Origin of the sequence: Pandoraea sp. LA3 (assembly GCF_022696215.1) — a bacterium.
Lineage (GTDB): Bacteria > Pseudomonadota > Gammaproteobacteria > Burkholderiales > Burkholderiaceae > Pandoraea > Pandoraea capi.
On record NZ_PTPY01000025.1, the window covers coordinates 105,707 to 125,620 of the forward strand.

The window sequence follows — 19,914 nt, forward strand, 5'->3', positions numbered from 1 at the left end:
TTAATGAAGGGTTTCGTTGCCCGGACCGTCGTCACCCAGGCTTTCGTTCACGCTTTCGTCTGCACTCGCAACGATAGCGTCGATCAGATACTCGGCGAGCCCGTCGAACGGCACGCTCGTCTGATTGTTCGTCTGCTCGGCGGCACGCAGATGCTTGACTTCGGCAGTGCCCGAAGCCACTTCGTTCTCACCGATAATGACCGCGAAATTCGCACCGCTCGCATTCGCGCGCTTCATCTGCGACTTGAAGCTGCTGCCATTCCCATCCGGGCTGCAGTGGAACACCACGTTCAATCCCGCGTCGCGCATGCGTTCCGCAGCGATCAGCGCCGGCGCCACTGCCGACTCGCCCTGATGCACGACGTAGACATCGGCACCTTCGGCCTGCGGCACGAGATCGTCTTCGCGCAGCAGTTCGAGAATACGTTCGACGCCCATCGCCCAGCCGCATGCCGGCGTGGCGTCACCACCCAGTTGTTCGATGAGCGGATCGTAACGACCACCACCGGCCACCGTGCCCTGCGCACCCAGCTTGTCGGTCACCCACTCGAACACGGTCAGATTGTAATAATCCAGACCACGCACCAGACGCGGATTGATCGTGAACGGAATGTTGTTCGCCTTGAGCAGCGACTGCACGCCCTCAAAGTGCTTGATCGACGCCTCGCCGAGGTAATCGATGAGCTTCGGCGCTCCTTCGACCATCTCCTGCATTGCCGGGTTCTTCGTATCGAGCACGCGCAGCGGGTTCGTGTAAAGGCGACGCTTGCCGTCTTCGTCCAGCAGATCGACGTGCTTCTCGAGGTAAGCGATCAGATCGGCACGATGACGCGCACGCTCCTCACCCTGCCCCAGGGAATTGAGTTGCAGGTGGATACCGGTCAGACCGAGATCGTCCCACAGGCGCTGGCACATCAGAATGATTTCGACGTCGGCATCCGGCCCCGCCAGACCGAGCGCTTCCACACCGACCTGATGGAACTGACGATAGCGGCCGCGTTGCGGCTTCTCGTGACGGAACATCGGGCCGAAGTACCACAGGCGCTTCGGGCCACCGTACAGCAGGTTGTGTTCGAGCGTCGCGCGAACGGCAGCTGCGGTACCTTCCGGGCGCATCGTCAGTTGTTCGCCGTTGAGCGAGTCGGTGAAGCTGTACATCTCCTTCTCGACGATATCGGTCACTTCACCGATGCCGCGCGTGAACAACTGCGTATGCTCGAGAATCGGCGTACGGATCTGTTGGTAGCCATAGGCGCGCAGCATGGCGCGCACGGACTCCTCGAAAAACTCCCACAGGGCTTCGTCCTGCGGGAGGATATCGTTCATGCCTTTGACCCCGGCCAGTTTGGCGAGGCGATTCTTCTTTGCGTCAGTCATATTCTCTTGTGTTCTGCCTGCATGCTGCCGGCGTCCAGCCCAAATGCCGGCTTGATGCCGACTTGAATGCCCGACTTACGCGGCAACGACGCCTTCGGCCTCACCGTAGTGGGTCTTCACGTAGTCGTCGACGATCTGCTGGAACTCTTCCGCGATATGGTCGCCGCGCAGCGTGCGCACCTTCTCGCCATCGACGAACACCGGCGCCGCCGGCGACTCACCCGAACCCGGCAAGCTGATACCGATATTCGCGTGCTTCGATTCGCCCGGGCCGTTCACGATGCAGCCCATCACCGCAACGTTCATGTTCTCGACGCCCGGATATTGAGCCTTCCACACCGGCATTTGTTCACGCAGATATTTCTGAATACTCGCCGCCAGTTCCTGGAACACGGTACTCGTCGTGCGGCCACACCCCGGACAGGCGATGACCATCGGTGCGAACGCGCGCAGGCCCATCGTCTGCAGGATTTCCTGCGCCACCACAACTTCGCCCGTACGCGCGCCGCCCGGTTCCGGCGTCAGCGAAATACGGATCGTGTCGCCAATCCCTTCCTGCAACAACACCGACAACGCTGCCGTCGAGGCAACGATGCCCTTCGAGCCCATACCGGCTTCGGTCAGCCCGAGGTGCAATGCGTAGTCGCAGCGCTTGGACAGCTCGCGGTACACCGCGATCAGATCCTGTACCGCGCTCACCTTGCACGACAGCAGAATCTTGTCGGCGGACAAACCGACACGCTGCGCCAGATCCGCGGATTCCAGTGCCGACGTGATGAGCGCTTCGTACATCACGCTCTGCGCATCCCAAGGCGTAGCACGCGCCGCATTCTCGTCCATGATGCGAGCGAGCAGCGTCTGGTCCAGGCTGCCCCAGTTCACGCCAATACGCACCGGCTTGTCGTACTTGATCGCCATTTCGATCATTTGCGCAAACTGCGTATCGCGTTTCGCACCCTTGCCGACGTTGCCCGGGTTGATACGGTACTTCGACAACGCTTCGGCGCATGCCGGATAGTCGGCAAGCAACGTATGACCGTTGTAATGGAAGTCGCCGACCAGCGGCACGGTCACGCCCATGCGATCGAGCTGGTTGCGAATCTCGGGCACGGCAGCCGCGGCTTCCGGCGTATTCACCGTAATACGCACGAGTTCCGAACCTGCTTGCGCCAGTTCCTTGACCTGAATGGCCGTGCCGATCACGTCTTCCGTGTCGGTGTTGGTCATCGATTGCACGCGAATCGGCGAATCGCCGCCAACCGTCACAAGCTGGCCGCCCCAGCGAATCCCGACCTTACGGGACTTGCGACGGGGTGCCGGACCACCGATGATCGGCATGCATTCTACAGAAGCCATGATTACCCTCTTTCGGTCTTACTGGAGCGTCAGACGCGCCACATTGCCCGCATTACGGGACTTGATCTCGACCGGTTGACCGTTGAATTCCAGCGATTCGACGCCCGCGACGTTACCCACAACGACTTTAAGCGGCGCATCGCCCGTAATTTCCTGTTCGGCACCTGCACGCATCAGTTGGGAGAACAGCACCTTGCCGTCCTTCGAACGCACTTCCACCCAACTGTCTGCCTTCAGGCGCAACGCAATCTTGCCATTGCCCGGCGCACCTGCGCTCGACGCCTTCACGTCGGCAGGCGGCGTCGCCGTGACGGCGGGCGCCGTAGCGGCACTTGCCAGCCCGGCGACCACGTGCGTCGGGTCGACCGCTGCAATCAGGCCAGGCCCCGCGGCGGCCGCACTGGCGGACGCGTTATTGACCGTACCTTCCGTATTCCCGTTGTTGGCCGAATTCGTACCGTCCGCCCCCGGCGGCGTGCCGTTTGCATCGGCAACGACCGGCTGACTGGCGGGTTCCGCCGCTTCCGTCGCGCCCTGGGCCGACGCACCGCTAGCCAGTTCCGCCGGCTCGGTCGCACCGCGCCCGGCCTTGTGGGCGTTGCCGAAGTACCAGGCAGCACCGGCGATCACCACCAATGCCGCGAGCGCCCACGGCCATTTCGCTTGCGAGGCGGCCACCGGCGAACGGAAACGCACAGGGCTCTTCGGGATGCTCGGCTGACCCGACTGCGGCTGCGGAATCTCGATCGCGGCCTGAGGCGTTCCGCCAACGCGGCGCAACGACTCGATCATCGGCTCGGGATCACCGCCCACCATACGGGCATAGCTACGCACCACCCCCTGAATGAACGGCATTTCAGGCAACGCGTCCCACTCGCCAGCTTCAAGACGCTTGAGCTTCTGCACGGAGACTTTCAAACGCGCCGACACGTCTTCGACCGACATGCCGCGCTTCTCGCGCAATACCGCCAGTTGCGCCCCCACTTGCGCGCCCAGCTCAGCCCATCCGGCAGGTGCTCCCTGCGGCAATCCCTGGCCTTGAGCCCCGGCTTGTCCGCCTGCATCCGCCTGATTCTGGTTATCCATCGATACGCCCCCGTTCGTAAGCAGCCGCCCGCAGCGGCTGAGGATATGCTGGCGACAGTCCCGCTGCATCGTCCGCCGTGCGCGCAACGTGAAGATCTGCGCGACGCTCCGGAAGACTCGACAAGGAACTGACGGAATCGCGCGGGGCATGAAACATGTCCCGCGCAAGGAATGCTGTAGTGCAAGACTGATCCGACGGACGGCATGGTGCGTGCGGGGCCGACGGCCCTCGCCACGGTCCACGCCCGCCCATGCGCCCCGTCATACGGTACGCACCTCGACCGCGATTTTCCCGAATTTGCCACGCTGCGCCAACCGCGTGCGATCCTGCACTTCGCCGGCCAGCTGGCCACAGGCGGCGTCGATGTCATCGCCACGCGTCTTACGCACGGTCGTGACCAGGCCCGCATCGAGCAGAATCTGCGCGAAACGCTTGATCTGCGGATCCTTCGATCGCAGCAGACCGGATTCAGGGAACGGATTGAAAGGGATCAGATTAAATTTGCACGGCACGTCGCGCGTCAGGGCGACGAGCTCGCGCGCATGCGCTTCGGTGTCGTTCACACCGTCGAGCATGCAATACTCGAACGTGATGAAGTCACGCGGCGCCACTTCAAGGTAGCGCTCGCACGCGCCCATCAGCTCGCGTAACGGATATTTTTTGTTGAGTGGCACGAGCACATCGCGCAGCGCATCGTTCGGCGCGTGCAGCGAGACGGCCAGCGCCACGGGCAGTTCCTGCCCCAGACGGTCCATCATCGGCACCACACCCGACGTCGACAACGTTACGCGGCGGCGCGACAACCCATAGGCATTGTCGTCGAGCATGAGGCGCATGGCGCCCACCACATTGTCGAAATTGAGCAGCGGTTCGCCCATGCCCATCATCACGACGTTGGTGATGACACGCTCGTTCTTGCCCTCGCGCCCGAGGTCACGGCGCAGTGCGAATTCGGCCATCCAAAGCTGGCCGATGATTTCGCCGAGCGTCAGATTGCGCGAGAACCCCTGCTTGCCGGTCGAACAGAACCGGCAATTGACGGCGCAGCCCGCTTGCGACGAAACACAAAGCGTGCCACGCGTCTCCTCGGGGATGTAGACGGTCTCAACGGCGTTGCCGTTGCCTACGTCGAGCAGCCATTTGCGCGTACCATCGGCCGACAAATGGTCGGTGATGGCCGCAGGCGCAACGATGTTCGCGCGCGTCTTCAGCTTCTCGCGAAGCGATTTGGCCAGATCGGTCATGCCGTCGAAATCGGCGGCCCCCATCTGGTGGATCCAACGCTGGAGCTGGCGCGCACGGAACGGCTTTTCGCCGAGCGTGCCGCAATAGGCGGCCAGACCGTCCGGATCGTAATCAAGCAGATTCGTAAGGTTGGTCATGGCCCTGGTCCGTCAACATCCCTTCGGTCTCTTCCTGCGATTGAGCGACTATACGCGGCTTAGCGCGAGTAGACGTTCATGCCCGGGAAGAAGAAAGCCACTTCCACAGCGGCGGTTTCGGCAGCGTCCGAACCGTGCACGGCGTTGGCGTCGATGCTGTCAGCGAAGTCAGCGCGGATCGTGCCCTTCTCTGCCTTCTTCGGGTCGGTGGCGCCCATCAGTTCGCGGTTCTTCGCGATGGCGTTTTCACCTTCCAGCGCCTGGATCATCACCGGGCCCGAGATCATGAAATCGACCAGGTCCTTGAAGAACGGGCGTTCCTTGTGAACAGCGTAGAACTGCTCGGCTTCTGCGCGCGACAGATGCACCAGCTTGGCAGCGGCGATCTTCAGGCCTGCGGCTTCGAAGCGGCTGTAAATCTGGCCGATCACGTTCTTAGCAACGGCATCGGGCTTGATAATCGACAAAGTGCGTTCGACTGCCATGAAAAACTCCAAAAAATTAAGCAGTTATATAACCAACATGAACCCGTAATTGTAGCACGAAGGCTGTTATGATGGGGATGGAACCTACAGTACGCGTACCGCTCAAACGCAGGACGGCCGGGACTATCCGGCTTTTCGCGAAGCGGACACAGGGATGCGCTTCCCGGACCTTACCTAAATGGGAGGGTTTGGGTGCTGACGGTGGATTGAAATTCAGGCTTTTGCCCAGAGATTTCAGGAATCGTCCGAGTGCTTTCCCGGATGTCTTTGGGTATCCTCAAGCTTCGACGACAAGCCGGAACAACGGCTGCGGGGGATTCGCCGGCAGGAGTGCCGGCCATCGTATGCGTCATGAGGCGCCTGCCGGCCCCGCCAACAGGCACAACGACCACGGAGAACACAATATATGAACCAGGATTTCCAACGCTTCGGCTACGGTGGGACGGGTGGCGTCTCGACCGCACAGGTGCGCAACAAGGTGCTGCGCAATACGTATTGGCTGCTCGCGCTGTCGATGCTGCCGACGATTGCGGGGGCCTGGCTGGGCGTGACGTACGGCTTCGCGCTGTTTGCGGGCAGCCCGATGGTCAGCGTGATCTTGTTCCTTGCCATCGCTTTCGGCTTCATGTTCGCCATCGAGCGCTTCAAGAATAGTGGCGTGGGCGTCGCCCTGCTGCTGGGCTTCACGTTCTTCATGGGCCTGATGCTCACGCGCCTGCTGAGCTTCGTGCTCGGCTTTTCGAACGGCGCATCGCTCATCATGCTGGCGTTCGGCGGCACCGCCGTGATCTTTACGGTGATGGCATCGGTCGCCACGGTCAGCAAGCGCGATTTCAGCGGCTTGGGCAAGTGGCTGTTCATGGGCGTGATCGTGATCCTGCTGGCGTCGGTCGCCAACATCTGGCTGCAACTGCCGGCCTTGATGCTGACGGTGTCGGTGCTCGCGATCGCCATCTTCTCGGCGTACATTCTGTTCGACGTGCAGCGCGTGGTGAACGGCGGCGAAACTAACTACGTCACGGCGACGCTGGCGATTTACCTCGACCTGTACAACATCTTCACCAACCTGCTCGCCATTCTTGGCGTGCTGGGCGGCAACCGCAACTAAACGCGGAACGCAGCGGCGGCGCCAGTTTTCCAGCGCCATCCGTCGGCTCGACGGACAAAAAAGCCAGCCCTTCGGGGCTGGCTTTTTCTTTGCTCGCGGTCTTTGCTCGATGTCTTTGCTCGGCGCCCTCATGCGGCGCGAGAAGTGCCCGAACGCGCTCCGCCGCTCAGACGTCAGGCGCGTCGTGGATCACACCTTCGCCGCCAGCAGCGCCAGCAATGGCTTCTACGCCTTCATCGCGCTCGGACGCCTCGGACACGCGAATACGCGGCACCCACGGCCGACCAATGCTTTCGTGTTCGAAAACGGCCATCGACTCCACATGCGAGGTGTGCGGGAACATGTTGACGACACCCGCGAGCGTGAGACGGTAGCCAGCCTCGTGCACCAGCAGGCCCGCGTCACGCGCCAGCGTGGCAGGGCTGCACGAGACATAGACGATGCGTTTGGGCAGGCCTTCGTAACCTTGTTGCGCCAGCTCTGCAAGCGCCTTCGAGACGGCCAGCGCCCCCTCACGCGGCGGATCGATCAGATAGCGATCGAATGCTCCCAGCGCCCGGATATCTTCCGCGGTAATGTCGAACAGGTTCCGGCAAGCAAATTCCGTACGCTCGGCGACGCCATTGCGCTGTGCATTCGCCAGCGCGCGCTCCGTCAATGCCGTACTGCCCTCAATGCCCATCACCGTACCGGCGCGACGCGCCAACGGCAAGGTGAAGTTACCCAGTCCGCAGAACAGATCGAGCACGCGCTCGTTCGACTGCGGCGCGAGCAGGCGCAACGCACGATGGACAAGCACTCGGTTGATCTGGTGATTGACCTGCGTGAAGTCCGTCGGCTTGAACGGCATGCGGATCTGATATTCCGGCAGCGTGTAGTGAAGCTCCGGCGTCAGCGGGTAGAACGGCACTGCCGTATCCGGCCCCTTCGGCTGCACCCAGAACTGCACGTGATTCGCGTCGGCAAAAGCCCGCAGGATATCTTCGTCGGCAGGGGTCAGCGGCTCGAGAATTCGCAGGACGAGCGCCGTGACATCGGCGCCGATGGCCAGTTCGATTTGCGGCAGACGCTCGCGAATCGACAGCGACTCCACCAGTCGACGCAGCGGCACCAGCATGTCCGACACGTGACGCGGCAGCACTTCGCATGAATCCATGTCGGCCACGTAACTGCTCTTACGCTCGTGGAAACCGATCAGTACGCCCCCCTTCTTCGGCACATAGCGCACCGTAAGGCGAGCCCGGAAACGGTAGCCCCAGTCCGGCCCCTGAATCGGGCGAAGCATCGCCTCGGCCTTCACCTTTCCGAGACGCGCCAGATTATCCTCCAGCACGCGCTGCTTGATAGCGATCTGGGCACGCGGCTCGAGATGCTGCATCGAGCAGCCGCCGCATTTGCCGAAATGCGGGCACTGCGGTTTGGCGCGCATCGAGCTGGAGCGCAGCACGCTGATCGTCTCGGCTTGCTCGAACTTGGGTTTGCGGCGGTAGCTGAGGTACGTGACACGTTCGCCCGGCAGTGCGCCTTCGACGAAGATCACCTTGCCGGGCTTGAACTCCGGCGTGTCCGGCTCGCCCTCGGGCGCAGTACGGCCAACGCCGCGCGCCTCCATGTCGAGCGATTCGATATCGATAATGCCGGGCTCGGCGCTGGGCCGATTGCGCGAAGAGTTTCGGGAGGAACGGGTCACGTCTTTATTCTCATATGCGACAGCAAACCCGGCATTTTAATCGATTCGTCCGCGAGTTATGCACGGCGGATGTTTGTCGGGTTTTCGCTGGCGCACACGCCCGTTGCAAAAACGGGCAAATCCCCCCCGGATTACCCCCACGCGCCAAGGTATTCCTTCCAATGCGCCGCCGGCTCCTGCTCGAGAGAGCGCTTCACGAAGTCGATCTCCTGCTCGTATTCGGCCTGACGCAATCCGCCACGCATCAACTGGTAGCGGCAGTACACCAGATAGGTATTCACCACGTCCGTCTCGCAATAATTCCGGATCTCTTCGAGCTTGCCCTCGCGATAGGCCTGCCACACCTTGCTGCCGTCCATGCCGAGCTTGCCCGGGAATCCGCACAGCTTGGCCAGATCGTCGAGCGGTGCATTCGCGCGCGCCTGATACATTGCGAGCAGATCCATCAGATCCAGATGGCGCTGGTGATACCGGCTGATGTAGTTATTCCACTTGAACTCGCGGTCGTCCTCGCCCATATCCCAATAACGCGGCGCGGAAATGCCGTGGATCATCGCGCGATAGTGCAACACCGGCAAATCGAAGCCACCGCCATTCCAGGACACGAGTTGCGGCGCGTACTTCTCGATCGTGCGATAGAACCCCGACACGAGCGCCCCCTCCCCGTCCTCCAGCGTGCCTAACGACTTCACGCGAAATCCGTCGCGATCGCGAAAGACACAGGAGATCGCAGCAACGCGCTGCAAATGCAACGGCAGGAAGTCGTGCCCTACCTTTTCGCGGCGCGCGGCAAACGCCGCTTCGGCGACTGCGTCATCCGTCAGTCCGGCATACGCAGGCTCAAGTTTGCGTAGGCCATCGACATCGGGAATCGTTTCAATATCGAAGACGAGAACGGGAGATGACATGGTGAAATTCAGAGGAAAAAATCAGAAGGTGTCGCCATTCGACGTCGATGCGCCCGCCCTTCGCGGCCCGTCATGGCCCGTCAGACCGCACCCCATCGCCGTGAATCCGTCAGGTGGGCGAGAAAAGCTGGTGTGGGCGACACGCCTCGCCGGTCAGAGCACGGCGTCCTTGCGCACACCGTTCGACGCGAAATAGCGCTTGAGTTTGACGAGTGCCTCTTGCTGGATCTGCCGCACGCGCTCCCGGGTCAGCCCCATTTCGTCGGCCAGTTCTTCCAGCGTTGCGGGTTCCACCCGGTTAAGACCGAACCGTCGCTCGATGACATAACGATGCTTGGTCGACAGCCGCGACAACCAGAGTCGCATGAGGTCTTCCAGTTCGCGATGCTGCACTTCCTGCTCGGGCGCTTCGCTATGATCGTCGGAAAGCAGATCGAGCAGACTGCTGCCGGGATCGATATCTAGCGGCGCATCGAGCGAAGCCACATGCTCGTTGAGCGCCAGGATATCCGTGATCTCCTCCGGCGTCTTGCCGGTGAGATCAGCGATATCCTCGATGCTCGCATCGCGCTGCTCGCCACCATCGACGTATGCCGCGCTTTTCTCGAGGTGACGCTTGGCCCGCAGCACCTGATTGAGTTCGCGGATGACGTGCACCGGCAAACGCACCGTGCGCGCCTGATTCATGATGGCGCGCTCGATACTCTGCCGAATCCACCACGTTGCGTACGTCGAGAAACGGAATCCACGGCCCGGGTCGAATTTCTCGATGGCGTGCATCAACCCGAGATTGCCTTCCTCGATCAGATCGAGCAACGGCACGCCGCGATTGAGATAGCCCTTGGCGATGCTCACGACGAGACGCAGATTGCGCTCGATCATGACCTGACGCGCCGCGAACTCGCCGGCTTGCGCACGCGTGGAGTAATCGAGCTCCTCCGCGGGCGTCAGCAGCGGTTTGACACTGATGCGATTGAGATAGTGCTGAACGGTGTCGGCCGTGAGTTCGGCCTGCAGCACGGTGCCGAAGTCGTCGGCGTCGGCGGACTTGCGCTTGCGGCCCGATCCGGAACCGGAACCTTCTTCGCCAGCCTCGCCGTCGGATGACGAGGCGTCGTCATCCTCCGCCTCGCGCTCGTCGAAAGCGTCGTCCACGTCCTCTTCCTGCCGGGATTGCCGATCGTCAACGTCCTGATCGGTCTCCGGGGCAGCGAGGTCTTCCTCTTGCGAAGTACGACGCTTTCTCTTGAGCATTCGACCCTGCCTAGTTTAGTGAGGCGGCAAATACTTCATCGGATCCACAGGCTTACCGTCCTTACGCACCTCGAAATGCAGCATGACACGATCTGCATCCGAATTGCCCATTTCGGCGATTTTCTGACCCCGCGTCACGGAGTCGCCTTCCTTGACCAACAGTTTGCTGTTGTGCGCATACGCCGTCAAGAAGGTGGCATCGTGTTTGATGATGATGAGGTTGCCATACCCGCGAAGGCCGGCCCCCGAATACACCACTTTCCCCGCACCGGCAGCGTAGATCGAATCCGAGACCCTGCCGCCAATGTTCAGGCCCTTGTTCTTCGAATCGTCGAAGCGGCCCACCACGTCGCCCTTGGCCGGCCACGACAGTTGCAAGTCACCGCTGGACACTGCCGACGGCGCCCCCGAAGCCGCCGAGCTGGTGGCCGGCGGCGTCACGACAGCCGGCGGCACGGCAGCGGCGTTATTGCCATTCGAGGCCGGCGTGCTGGCCACCGGCGGCGGCAACGGCGTACCGGTGTCGCCCGCAGGCGGCTTCACGCGCAGCACCTGACCGACTTCGATCTGGTCGGGGTTCTGGATATTGTTCCAGCGCGCGATATCGCGATAATTCTGCCCGTTCTCCAACGCGATGCGATAGAGACGGTCCCCCGGCTTGACCCGGTAAAACCCCGGCGGAACCGGCGTGTTGTCGACGATGGGCGCGGTAGCGCCCGGCACACCGCTGTCGGTCGTCGTACCGCCTACGGTACGGTCGACGACCGGTGCGCCGACTTGTCGCGATGCGCACGCTGCCAGCATGCTCAGCAACAGGACACTGGCGACGCGTTGTTGGAAACCCGCTCGCAAATTCACTCAAATCCTCCGCAGAATTGGCCCGACGGGCTCAAATGATGCCCGATTTTAAGGGGACGAATAACACCCTATCAAGCTGCGTCTCGCGCCATTGGCGCGCACCGATGCGCTCGATGAGGGTCAAAATTTGTTGCTCTCCGCCAACGGGGGCGACAAGACGCGCGCCCACCGCCAACTGATCGACCAGTGCGTCGGGAATCTCCAGGCCTGCCGCAGCGATCACGATGCCGTCGAACGGCGCCACCGCCGGCAGTCCCAGCCGCCCGTCGCCATAATGCAGACGGATATTCGGCACCCGCAATGGCCGAAGATTGGCTTTCGCACGTTCGTGCAGCGGCCGCACCCGTTCGATCGAATAAACGTCCTTCGCGACACAGGACAGCACCGCCGCCTGATAACCGCAGCCGGTACCGATCTCCAGCACCTTCTCCAGCGGACGCCCGCCGGCGAGCAGCAGTTCAATCATGCGCCCGACCACGGACGGCTTCGAAATCGTCTGCCCATGACCGATCGGAAGGGCGGCATCCTCATAAGCCTGATTGGCCAGCGCCGCGTCGACGAACCCGTGGCGCGGCACAGTCGCAAGCGCTGCCAGCACGCCCGGGTGTTTGACGCCCGAGGCCGCCACGCGTTCAGCCATGCGGGCGCGCACGCGCTCCGACGTCAGACCGATCCCGTCGGGGGAAACACCGGCCGACGACATCCCGGCCGGCACTTTCACGCCATTCGTGGGCCGCACGGCACCTTTGCCCGAATGCGCACCAGACGCCGGCTTGGACACAACGGTGGCAGTTGACGCCTTACCGCCCGGCCTTGCCGGACTTTTCACAGCATGAGGCGCGGGCTGCGCGTGTGGCGTCGCCGCCGGGCGCGCCAGCCCTTTAGGCACCACCGCGTGCGAAGCGTGTGCACCGGCGGGACGCGCCGACGCACCCGCCATCGGCGTCGAAGCCGCACGCAAACTATTGTGACTGCCTACCGCCGACGTCTTCCCCACGCCTTGATTCGCCGATGTCGCTGTGCCATTCGGCGCCTTGCGCGTCATGGCCGCAGGCGGCGCCCCGGCCGGACTCGCACGCGACGACTTGTCGAGCACCGGCGCCTTGCGCTGCCGGCGGGTCATCACTTCAGCCAGAGGGAGGGGAAAACGCTTCGGCGGTGTCGTCATCGTTGGGCCACCCCTGCGCTGGCCAGCCAATCGTGCACGACGCCAAGTCGTGCGGTATGCGTGAGATCCAGTTGCAAGGGGGTGACCGAGACGTAATCGTGCGCCACGGCGTGGAAATCGGTGCCTTCGCTGCTATCGCGCGCGTCGCCGGCTGGGCCGATCCAGTAAATCGCTTCGCCGCGCGGATTTTCCTGACGGATGACCGGCTGCGATTGGTGTCGTTTGCCGAGACGCGTCGCCAATGCACCTTTCAGGCGCTCGTACGGCAAATTGGGAATATTGACGTTCAGCAGGAACGGCGCGCCCAACGGCCGCTCCATATAGCGCTCGACCACCTCGCGCGCCACACGCGCCGCGCTATCGAGATGCCCCCAGCCTTTGTCGACCTGAGAGAACGCGAACGAAGGGATCCCGAAAAGAAACCCCTCGGTGGCGGCGGCCACGGTCCCCGAATAGAGCGTGTCTTCGCCCATGTTCTGACCGTTGTTGATACCCGAGACCACGATATCGGGACGCTGGTCGAGCAAGCCAGTCAACGCCACGTGGACGCAATCGGTCGGCGTGCCGTTGATAAAAGTGAAATCGTTGGGCGCTTTGAAGACGGAAAGCGGCCGTTGCAAGGTCAAGGAATTGGACGCACCGCTACAGTTCTGTTCGGGCGCCACCACGGTAATGTCGCCAAGCGGTGCCAGCGCTTCGTAAAGCGCGGCCAGGCCTGGCGCCTGATACCCATCGTCGTTGCTGAGCAGGATTCGCATGCGGCAATTGTAACCGAGGAAAGGTGCTCCGATATGACGCCATGGCGCCAACTTTGGCGTTCCGCCCTGCCCCATGCACCACCGAGTCGTCGCGCCTTCACGGTAGCGTCACGGCGACGAGACCGCGATGGAACGGCGTCGCCATGACGCCGGACTCCGCTACATCTTCTCCGTTTCTCCGGCTTGCGGCTGCCAGACGAGCAAACGGCGCTCGACCACGCCCACCAGCCCATCGAGCACCAGCGCAAACGCGGTGAGAATCAACACCCCGGCGATGACGGCGTTGATGTCGAACGTGCCTTCCGCCTGCAAAATGAGATAACCCACACCGCGCGCCGAGCCCAGGTACTCCCCGACCACTGCCCCGACAAACGCCAGACCGACCGAGTTGTGCAGGCTCGAGAACACCCAACTGGTTGCGCTGGGCAGATACACGCGACGCAGCAACTGGCGCTGGTTCGCCCCGAGCATGCGCGCATTGGCGAGCACCACCGGGCTGACTTCCTTCACGCCCTGATACACGTTGAAGAAGACGATGAAGAACACCAGCGTGACGCCCAGTGCGACCTTCGACCAGATGCCAAGCCCGAACCACACGCCGAAGATCGGGGCGAGGATCACGCGAGGCATCGAGTTGGCCGCCTTGATGTACGGGTCGAGCAGTGCACCGGCGCTGGGCGAGAGCGCCAGCCACAACCCCACCGCCAGACCGAGCACGGTACCGATCGCAAACGCCAGCATCGTTTCGAGCAACGTCACGCCAAGGTGCAGATAGATCTCTCCGCTAACGAACCACTGCCAGATCTGAAGCAGCACCTTTTGCGGCTCGCCGAAGAAAAAGGCGGCCTTGTCCGGGCTGTCGAAATAAAACGCGGGCAGCAGCGTGGGACTCGTGAGGACATACCAGACGAGAAAGGCCACCACCAGCAGCAGCCATTGCCACAGCCGCAGGTGCCGCATGAACGAACGATTACGCATGACGAACGAATTCCGGGAATATCAGACGAGCGACAGGCCGAGTCCTCAGACCAGCCAGTCGAACAAGCCAAAGCCGTCCGGCAAATCGAACCAGTCCATCCAGTCGAGCCAACCCGGCCAGTTGAGCCAGCTGAGCGAGACGGTAAGAAAACCTGCGATTTGCCACATGACGATTCAGACCGCCTTTAACTGTTGTGCGTAGCCCTTGAGGACTTCCTCGCGCAGCACATCCCATATCTGGGCATGCAACTCGGTGAAGCGGGGATGATTCCGGATTTCCGCTACGTCACGCGGGCGCGGCAGATCGATCCGAAACTCTCCGATCGGGTGCGTACCCGGCCCGGCCGCGAGCACCACGACGCGATCGGACAAGGCAATGGCCTCATCCAGATCGTGCGTGATGAACAACACGGCACGACGCTTGGCCGCCCACAACTCCAGCAACTCGTTCTCCATGAGCTGACGCGTCTGAATATCGAGTGCCGAAAACGGCTCGTCCATCAGGATGATGTCCGGATCCAGAATCAGCGTCTGCGCCATGGCGACACGCTTGCGCATGCCCCCGGAGAGTTGATGCGGGTACCGGTCGCCGAAACCGCCCAGCCCGACACGCTTGAGCCACTCATGCCCGCGTGCCTTCGCTTCGTCGGGTGCCACACCGCGAAACTCCAGCCCGGCAGCCACGTTGTCGATCGCGTTGCGCCAGGGCATCAGGGCTTCGGCCTGAAACATATAGCCGGCCCGGGCGTTGATCCCCTTGAGCGGCTGCCCGAACACCTTGATCGATCCGGACGACGGCGCCAGCAAACCCGCGGCCACATTGAGCAGCGTGGACTTGCCGCAGCCCGTCGGCCCGACGACGGAGACGAATTCGCCGGGCGCGATGTCGAGCGACGTATCGGCCACGGCCGTATAGCGTTTGGCGCGATCGTCGCGCGCGACGAAGGTACAGTTAATGCTTTCGAAACTCAGAGCCGGCGCAGTCATCATTTGTACTTGGCGTCGGCTTTCTTGGTGAACTCGTTCGTGAACGTCTTCGACAGATCGATCGACTTGCCCTTCACGGTCTCGTCGAACGCCTGCAACGTGCGCAGCGCAGTCGCCGGGCCGTCCGCCGGAATCAGACCATCCGGCGAGATGGCTTCCTTCACCCGGCTCCACGCGTCGAGGTAAAGCGCGCGGTCCCCCAGCAGATAGGCATCGGGGACCGTCTTGATGAGGTCGGCCTGCCCTGCCGTCTGAAGCCAGCGCAGCGCGCGGACCATCGCATTGGTCAGTGCTTGCGTGGTGTTCGGATTCTTCTGAATGAACGATTCGTTCGTGTAGAGGCAACCGGCCGGCATGTTGCCGCCGAACACGGACACCGTTTCCTTGAGCGTGCGCGTATCCGAGATCACACGAATCTCCTTGTCGCGCTCGAGCATGGTGATCACCGGGTCGAGGTTGACGATCGCGTCGATGTTGCCCGAGCGGATCGCGGCCAGCGCGCCCGACGACGCGCCGACACCGACGAAGGCCACCTCGTTGGGCTTGATGCCGCCCTTGGCCAGCACGAAGTTCGCCATGATGTTGGTCGACGAACCCGGCGCCGTCACACCGATCTTCTTGCCACGCAGATCGGCAATCGACTTGTAATTCGGCATCGTCTTGTTCGACACGCCGAAAACGATCTGCGGCGCACGCCCCTGCAGCACGAAGGCGCGGATGAACTGGTTCTTCGCCTGCAACAGAATCGTGTGTTCGTAGGCCCCCGAGACCACGTCGGCACTGCCGCCGACGAGCGCCTGCAAGGCTTTCGAACCGCCAGCAAAGTCGGAGATTTCGACGTCGAGTCCTTCGTCCTTGAAGTAATTCAGGCGCTCGGCAATCGTGAGGGGCAAGTAATAGAAGAGGTTCTTACCCCCGACCGCGATGGCGACCTTGGTCTTCTCCAGCTTGTTTTGCGCGAAGCCGGGGCGAATGCCTGCGCCAATCAGGCCGGTAGCGGCCAGTGCCGTGACGAACTGACGTCTTTGCATGGTGTTGTTGTCTCCGTGGTTGCAGCGTACTTTCTTTGTTTGTTCGACGTGCTTTACTCACGGACCGCGGCCACAACCGCGCCCCGTGGTGCTGCGCGTAGCGACGCCTCAGATAACGCCGTTCTCGCGCAATGCCTTGATTTGCCCGGCATCATAACCCAGTTGCCCAAGCACCTCGTCCGTGTGTGCGCCCAGCTCAGGGCCGAGCCACTGGGTCTCACCAGGCGTGTCGGAGAGCTTAGGCGAGATGTTGGGCAGATCGATCGGTGTGCCGTCGGGGAACGTATGACGCTGGATCATCTGACGCGCAATGAACTGCGGATCCTTGAACATATCGGCCACCGTGTAGATCCGGCTCGCCGGCACGTCGGCGCCCTGAAGCACTGCCAGTGCCTCGTCGATGGAATGCGCCTGCGTCCACCGACCGATAGCCTCGTCGATCTCCTGCGTACGAGGCACACGGCCATCGTTATGGGCCAGCCCCGGATCTTCGGCCAGATCGGTGCGTCCGATGGCGTGCATCAGACGTTTGAAAATCGGATCGCTATTGCCGCCGACGACGATCATGCCGTCCGCGCACGGATAGGTGTTCGACGGCACGATGCCCGGAAGCGACGCACCGGTACGCTCCCGCACCATGCCCGCCACGCTGTACTCCGGCACCACACTCTCCATCAGATTGAATACCGCCTCGTACAAGGCGACATCGACGACCTGCCCTCGTCCGCCATTCATGTTGCGGTGATGCAGGGCCATCATGGCGCCGATCACACCATGCAGCGCGGCAATCGAGTCGCCGATAGAGATACCGATGCGCGGCGGCGGCAGTTCCGGGTACCCCGTGATATGACGCAACCCACCCATCGATTCGGCAATCGCACCGAAACCGGGACGGTCACGGTACGGGCCCGTCTGGCCATAGCCAGAAAGCCGCACCATCACCAGCCCGGGGTTCTCGGCGCAGAGTTGCTCGTAACCCAACCCGAAACGCTCGAGCAGTCCGGGCCGGAAATTCTCGACGACGATATCGGCCTGCGCCGCGAGCTTGCGCACGATAGCCTGCCCTTCCGGCGACTTCAGATTGATCGTGACCGACTTCTTGTTGCGCGCCTGCACGGCCCACCAGAGGGAGGTCCCCCCTGCGTCGGGATGCAGCTTGCGCCACTTGCGCAGCGGATCGCCATGCTGCGGGTCTTCGATCTTGATGACCTCGGCGCCGAACTCGCCCAACATGCGAGCCGCAAACGGGCCGGCAATGAGCGTGCCGAGTTCGAGCACTTTGACGCCGGCAAGCGCACCGAAGCCCGGCACGCCAGCGGCCTGCGCGGAACGATCGGGAGCACCGGAAGACGGCGAGGAGGATGTGGCAGATGGCGAGGATGCCGAAGCAGCACCCTGCGGCGGCGTAGATTCGAACGGCGTGGACGACTTGGACAACGCTGGGACTCCTGAGCCTGGCCGACACGCATCACGGTCGGCGCTCGAGACGCTGCCGGTCGGCGGCGCCCGTGCAAATAGTTGGCAAATGAAGTTCGTATAGTAATTCGACAGCGGGGATCGGCCAACAAACTCAGGGGAAATCCGGAATCGTCCGAGCCGGTTTGTCGCAATATCCGATATCGGCTACCCCGATACCTCTATACCCGCGTGCAACGCCGCCCCGCGACACCCCGGGCACTGGCAACCCCCACCCGGCCCGCCGCCGGATTTTCGCTAACCGAACCGAGTCCGGTCGAGAACTCGTCAGGTTTCGAACAGATGGCGCGCACCGCGCTGCGCTGCAATATAAATTGCCTCACCGCGATTGCGCGCGCCGAGTCGCCGGTAGAGCGCAGACACATGGGTCTTCGCCGTGCCCTCGGAGATCACCAGTTGCTGGCAGATCGTCTTGATGGAAAGCCCGCGCGAGAGGAGCGCCAGAATTTCATATTGCCGTTGAGAGATGCCGAGCAGCGCCGATTCGGCAAGCTGCGTCGCCTTGTCGCCCCCAAGCGGAAACACCGGCAGGCGAGATAGCGGCAACGCGTCGCCCAGCGCCTCTTGCCGCCAGAGCACCAGCAGCGCCGAGAGCGCCTCTTCCGGCACGAAACGACCGCCCGAGAATGCCAGATCGAACACGGAGCGAACACGCGCGACGGAATTGGGCCACGGCAGGCAGGCGGCCACGCCAGCCTGCAACCACCGAATGATTTCATCGGGAAAACCCGCATCGCCTACGACGACGACGGGCACAGGCGGCACGCATTCGGCGGCAATTGCGCACAGCGTGTCGACCGCCGGCGTGCGCGCGACGGACTCATCGAGCACCAGCGCGCGACGCGACGGCAACTCGCGCAGCCAGACCCAGTCCTGCGTGGTCACATGCTCCACGTGCCGCAAGACCGGTGGTGTCACATTCGCATCGGTTTGCAATGCGATTTGCAGGCCGCTCAGCCAGGTGGCAGCCTCACCTACGACCAGCACACGCATGATTTCCCCTGATATCCCGGTCGGCACCCCCGCGCCGCCGCCCCATTTTTGTCATGCTCACCGCGCCTTTGGCTTCATTGATATGCCGGTGACATGCACATCGCATCTCACCCGGACAAAAACCGAAGAAACCCTCCAGTTCTCGCCATACTTTACGCATAAGGCGTCGTCTTGCTTTCAAGGCAGTTTATGCGTGAAGCCCGCACAACGGCGAGTCCGCCCGTCACGAATGCCTGCGCTTGTTGCCTGAGCGCGACAAACCGCAATCTGCGTAAATTATTTACTCAATTTTCGGAGATTCCGCTATTACTTTTTTCCCTTTCCTTTCTCGAATCGCGCAATAAAATACAAAAAGTCTGAGAGGACAGCACACGGAGGCCGGGGGGCACGCCATGTTCAAGATCACCGTCAGCACGACGCGCAGGGCGATATTTTGTGTTGCCGCTGCGTGCATCGCGAATACTGCACAAGCCGATGTCAATGGCCTTGGCAGCATTGGCGGCGCCGTTCCGGTAGCCGTCAGCGATGCACTGCTTGCCAGCACGCACGCCGCCAACCTGCAACGCAGCCTCGTCACCAGTATCGGCAATGCCGCGCCTGCGGCCCTCGCGCCGGCCCATTCAACAACGATCAGCACCGCCAACAACGTTCGCTTGTGGGACGAAGTGATCCCGCCGGCCCCGTCGCCTAAGCCGACGCAAGCGTCATTGCCGCCCTCAGCGCAGCCGCGCACCATCGTTGCCGTCTCGGCGTCACAGCCGATGCCGCAAGTGCAACAGGCGCCATCGACCATGATGGCGACGAGCTTCAAGGCGAATGCCGGCGCTGTCGTCACGCGCATGCAAGCCGGGCCCGCACGTTAACCGAATCACCACCGAGCGCAGCGACAAACGCCAACGCCCGGCAGTCCCACTGACCCTTCGGTCACATCGTTACCCATTCAGAACGCTAAAACCTGTGCGCACCGATGTCGGATGCACGCAGAACACGTGCGCGTCCGTTCCTGCTGACGGAACCG

19 protein-coding genes are annotated in these 19,914 nt (G+C 62.3%); 2 read left to right on the forward strand and 17 right to left on the reverse strand.

Annotation, left to right across the window (positions count from 1 at the left end; translation table 11 throughout):
• The 5 genes from hisS to ndk all read right to left on the reverse strand — a co-directional run bounded on the left by hisS (position 1) and on the right by ndk (position 5,687).
• The gene (gene hisS / locus C5N93_RS06720; protein WP_242558712.1) at positions 1-1,377 is read right to left on the reverse strand and encodes a histidine--tRNA ligase; all 1,377 of its coding nucleotides are present in this window, start codon (positions 1,375-1,377) and stop codon (positions 1-3) included.
• A gap of 75 nt (positions 1,378-1,452) precedes the next feature.
• Positions 1,453-2,733, reverse strand: a complete 1,281-nt coding sequence (gene ispG / locus C5N93_RS06725) for a flavodoxin-dependent (E)-4-hydroxy-3-methylbut-2-enyl-diphosphate synthase (RefSeq protein ID WP_150721584.1) — start codon at positions 2,731-2,733, stop codon at positions 1,453-1,455.
• Between the two features lie 18 nt (positions 2,734-2,751).
• Positions 2,752-3,819 (reverse strand): RodZ domain-containing protein, encoded by a 1,068-nt coding sequence (locus C5N93_RS06730; RefSeq protein WP_242558713.1) that lies wholly within the window; start codon positions 3,817-3,819, stop codon positions 2,752-2,754.
• Between the two features lie 261 nt (positions 3,820-4,080).
• Positions 4,081-5,202, reverse strand: coding sequence for a 23S rRNA (adenine(2503)-C(2))-methyltransferase RlmN (rlmN, locus tag C5N93_RS06735; protein ID WP_150721582.1), 1,122 nt, complete (start codon positions 5,200-5,202; stop codon positions 4,081-4,083).
• 59 nt (positions 5,203-5,261) lie between these two features.
• Positions 5,262-5,687, reverse strand: coding sequence for a nucleoside-diphosphate kinase (gene ndk, locus C5N93_RS06740; protein WP_039399079.1), 426 nt, complete (start codon positions 5,685-5,687; stop codon positions 5,262-5,264).
• A 406-nt stretch (positions 5,688-6,093) separates the two neighbouring features.
• Here ndk and C5N93_RS06745 point away from each other — a divergent pair, with 406 nt between their 5' ends.
• Entirely contained in the window at positions 6,094-6,795 is a 702-nt protein-coding gene (locus C5N93_RS06745; RefSeq protein ID WP_150721580.1) for a Bax inhibitor-1/YccA family protein, read from the forward strand.
• Positions 6,796-6,961: 166 nt separating this feature from the next.
• Here the strand turns inward: C5N93_RS06745 and rlmD are convergent, their stop codons facing one another.
• From rlmD to C5N93_RS06800, 12 genes are all read right to left on the reverse strand, one after another.
• Positions 6,962-8,485, reverse strand: coding sequence for a 23S rRNA (uracil(1939)-C(5))-methyltransferase RlmD (gene rlmD, locus C5N93_RS06750; RefSeq protein WP_301232100.1), 1,524 nt, complete (start codon positions 8,483-8,485; stop codon positions 6,962-6,964).
• A 131-nt stretch (positions 8,486-8,616) separates the two neighbouring features.
• Positions 8,617-9,393, reverse strand: a complete 777-nt coding sequence (locus C5N93_RS06755) for a 3'-5' exonuclease (protein WP_242558714.1) — start codon at positions 9,391-9,393, stop codon at positions 8,617-8,619.
• A 153-nt stretch (positions 9,394-9,546) separates the two neighbouring features.
• Positions 9,547-10,647, reverse strand: a complete 1,101-nt coding sequence (rpoS, locus tag C5N93_RS06760; protein ID WP_069345139.1) for an RNA polymerase sigma factor RpoS — start codon at positions 10,645-10,647, stop codon at positions 9,547-9,549.
• A gap of 15 nt (positions 10,648-10,662) precedes the next feature.
• The gene (locus C5N93_RS06765; protein ID WP_242558791.1) at positions 10,663-11,451 is read right to left on the reverse strand and encodes a peptidoglycan DD-metalloendopeptidase family protein; all 789 of its coding nucleotides are present in this window, start codon (positions 11,449-11,451) and stop codon (positions 10,663-10,665) included.
• Positions 11,452-11,536: 85 nt separating this feature from the next.
• Positions 11,537-12,226, reverse strand: coding sequence for a protein-L-isoaspartate(D-aspartate) O-methyltransferase (locus tag C5N93_RS28435; protein WP_347403293.1), 690 nt, complete (start codon positions 12,224-12,226; stop codon positions 11,537-11,539).
• A gap of 443 nt (positions 12,227-12,669) precedes the next feature.
• Positions 12,670-13,431 (reverse strand): 5'/3'-nucleotidase SurE, encoded by a 762-nt coding sequence (gene surE / locus C5N93_RS06775; protein WP_069345136.1) that lies wholly within the window; start codon positions 13,429-13,431, stop codon positions 12,670-12,672.
• Positions 13,432-13,590: 159 nt separating this feature from the next.
• Complete coding sequence (locus C5N93_RS06780) at positions 13,591-14,409, reverse strand: ABC transporter permease (protein ID WP_069345135.1); 819 nt, start codon at positions 14,407-14,409, stop codon at positions 13,591-13,593.
• Positions 14,410-14,454: 45 nt separating this feature from the next.
• Complete coding sequence (locus tag C5N93_RS28295; protein WP_256388795.1) at positions 14,455-14,577, reverse strand: hypothetical protein; 123 nt, start codon at positions 14,575-14,577, stop codon at positions 14,455-14,457.
• 6 nt (positions 14,578-14,583) lie between these two features.
• Entirely contained in the window at positions 14,584-15,396 is an 813-nt protein-coding gene (locus tag C5N93_RS06785; protein WP_242558716.1) for an ABC transporter ATP-binding protein, read from the reverse strand.
• The gene (locus C5N93_RS06790) at positions 15,396-16,427 is read right to left on the reverse strand and encodes an ABC transporter substrate-binding protein (protein ID WP_242558717.1); all 1,032 of its coding nucleotides are present in this window, start codon (positions 16,425-16,427) and stop codon (positions 15,396-15,398) included. The genes C5N93_RS06785 and C5N93_RS06790 overlap by 1 nt, the downstream gene beginning before the upstream one ends.
• Positions 16,428-16,535: 108 nt before the next feature.
• A complete protein-coding gene (locus tag C5N93_RS06795) occupies positions 16,536-17,738 on the reverse strand; it encodes a CaiB/BaiF CoA-transferase family protein (RefSeq protein ID WP_242558792.1) in 1,203 nt (400 codons plus the stop codon).
• A gap of 432 nt (positions 17,739-18,170) precedes the next feature.
• Positions 18,171-18,896, reverse strand: coding sequence for a LuxR C-terminal-related transcriptional regulator (locus tag C5N93_RS06800; protein WP_242558718.1), 726 nt, complete (start codon positions 18,894-18,896; stop codon positions 18,171-18,173).
• A gap of 392 nt (positions 18,897-19,288) precedes the next feature.
• Between C5N93_RS06800 and C5N93_RS06805 the strand changes: the two genes are divergently transcribed.
• Positions 19,289-19,759: a hypothetical protein gene (locus tag C5N93_RS06805; protein ID WP_242558719.1), complete on the forward strand. Its 471-nt coding sequence runs from the start codon at positions 19,289-19,291 to the stop codon at positions 19,757-19,759.
• Positions 19,760-19,914: the final 155 nt, after the last annotated feature.